This window comes from Nocardia farcinica (assembly GCF_029867845.1).
GTDB lineage: Bacteria > Actinomycetota > Actinomycetes > Mycobacteriales > Mycobacteriaceae > Nocardia > Nocardia farcinica_A.
Genome location: NZ_JARWRU010000388.1, coordinates 1 through 2,210, shown reverse-complemented (window position 1 = coordinate 2,210; position 2,210 = coordinate 1). Strand labels below are relative to the sequence as shown.

3 protein-coding genes are annotated in these 2,210 nt (G+C 73.3%); 2 read left to right on the top strand and 1 reads right to left on the bottom strand.

Going from position 1 to position 2,210, the window contains the following annotated elements:
- Positions 1-1,094, top strand: a 1,094-nt coding sequence (locus tag QH283_RS08120) for a DNA repair protein RecN (protein ID WP_432420681.1), incomplete at its 5' end; no start/stop codon positions are given.
- Positions 1,095-1,145: 51 nt separating this feature from the next.
- Here QH283_RS08120 and QH283_RS08115 read toward each other — a convergent pair.
- Positions 1,146-1,571 (bottom strand): SRPBCC family protein, encoded by a 426-nt coding sequence (locus tag QH283_RS08115; RefSeq protein ID WP_280502403.1) that lies wholly within the window; start codon positions 1,569-1,571, stop codon positions 1,146-1,148.
- Positions 1,572-1,733: 162 nt separating this feature from the next.
- On the opposite strand from QH283_RS08115, the gene QH283_RS08110 reads away from it, so the two are divergent.
- Positions 1,734-2,069 carry a hypothetical protein gene (locus tag QH283_RS08110; protein ID WP_280502402.1) on the top strand — a complete coding sequence of 112 codons (336 nt, stop codon included), beginning with the start codon at positions 1,734-1,736 and terminating at the stop codon, positions 2,067-2,069.
- Positions 2,070-2,210: the final 141 nt, after the last annotated feature.

Sequence of the window (2,210 nt, the reverse complement as noted above, 5' to 3'; positions counted from 1 at the left end):
TCCTCCGCTGCGGGCGGCCGCGGGCGGGGCGGGGGGCGGGGCCGCACTACGCGCGCGCGGGGCGGGCGGACTGCGGGGTGGGGGGGTGGGGGGGGCTGGCGGTGCGCGGCGCGGCCGGCGCGCGGCTGGAATCGGCGGAGGATCCGGCGCTTTCGGCGCTCGCGCCTCGGCTGGGTGAGGCGATCGCCGTGGTGGTCGACCTGACCACCGAGCTCAGCGGCTACCTGTCCGACCTGCCCTCCGACCCGAGCGCGCTGGATTCGCTGCTCAACCGGCAGGCCGAGCTGAAGAGCCTGACCCGCAAGTACGCCCCCGACATCGACGGGGTGCTGGCCTGGGCCGAGGAGGCCAGGCAGCGGCTGGCCTCTCTCGACGTCTCCGAGGACGCGCTTGCCCGGCTCGCCGAGGAGGTGGAGGTGGCCGCCGAGCGGCTGCGCAATTCCGCGGCCAAGCTGAGCGACGCGCGCCGCAAGGCCGCGGGCAAGCTGGCGGCGGCGGTCAGCGCCGAGCTGGCCGGGCTGGCGATGGGCAAGGCGCAGCTGGAGGTCAGGGTGCTTCCGATGGCCGCGGGGGCGCAGGATTCGGCGCCGCTGACCGTGGACGGCGCGACCCTGCACGCCGGGCCGAGCGGTGTGGACGAGGTGGAGTTCCGGCTGTCGGCGCATTCGGGCGCGCAGTCGCTGCCGCTGAGCAAGAGCGCCTCCGGTGGTGAGCTGTCACGGGTGATGCTGGCGCTCGAGGTGGTGCTCGCCAGTTCCGATCACGGTGCGACCATGGTCTTCGACGAGGTGGACGCCGGGGTCGGCGGTCGCGCGGCGGTGGAGATCGGGCGCAGGCTGGCGCGGCTGGCCAGGACCCATCAGGTGATCGTGGTGACGCACCTGCCGCAGGTTGCCGCCTTCGCCGACACCCATCTGGTGGTCGACAAGGCCGACGACGGCGGCACGGTCAAGAGCGGGGTGCGGGCGCTCACCAAGGACGAGCGGGTGGTGGAGCTGGCGCGCATGCTGGCGGGTCTGGACGACACCGAGACCGGGCGCGCGCACGCGGAGGAACTGCTGGAGATGGCACGGGCCGAACGCGCGAGTGCCTGAACCGACGGCGCGCGAGCGGCCCCGCGGCCGGCCACGCGCCGTCGCGGTGGATCAGCGCGAGAACGCCTTGCGGGTCGCGCCGAGCATCTGGTTGATCAGCGCCCGCAGCCCGGCTTCGAGCACCTTGTCCGGCACCGGAAGGCTCGGGTGGGACTCCATCGTGTAGGTCACCTTGGTGCCGCCGGGCGCGTCGGCGAGGACGATGGTGCCGACGTGGCGCTTGACCGGCACGCCCTTGACGATTTCGTATTCGACCTTCTCGCCGGGGACCAGGGCGCGGGTCTCCTCCACGAAGCCGATCTTGCCGCGGCCGACGGTGTACTGCGCGCCGACGCCCTCCGGGGTGGGGGAGCCGTGCTTGGTGAGCGTGAACTGCACGCCGGGCAGGTACGGGTTGATGCCATCGCGCTGGGCGAAGAAGGTGTAGACGGCATCGCGCGGAGCGGCGATGACGGCCTCGACGGTGGTGCGTGCCATGAAAAGTTCTCCTCTACGGCCGGTGCGTCGTCGGAAGTGTATAGGCCGTGGGTCACGTGGCCTGCTCGCGCGTCACCGTGGTCACAGACGGCCGTTCGGTTTCGGATGCCTCGAAGCGGTAACTGCCGAGGTGACGGAATCCATCGGATGAGGAGGACGACGATGATGTCTACCGGATTGCGGGTGGCCGCGGTCGGCGCGGCGGCGGCGGCCTGTGCGGTACTCGGCGCAGGTGCGGCGGCCGCGGCCCCCGTGCTCACGGAGGACAAGGTCGAGGAGGGCGCGATCTCGCTGAGCAGCCTGCCGGAGAACGAGGAGTGGACCTGCGTGCTGTTCGGCCAGGGTGCGCAGTCGGCGCTGCGGGTCGACTTGGCGCGCGTCGGCGAGTCCCGCGGCGGGTTCGCCCCCGGCAGCACGGTCACCGCGGGCTGCCTGAGCTGGGCGCCCTTCGGCGTGACCACGACAACCGGCGCGACCTCGTTGGACGAAGAGGACTGAGCCGGTCGAGGGGGGGGGGGGGGGCCGGCGGGAGGCGGAGAGGGGGGGGCCGCCACAGAGCGCCCGGAAAGGGGGAGGTGGTGGGGGGGGGGGGCGGGGAGGGGGTGCGGGGGGGAGCCGCGAGTCAGGGTCGACGACGCC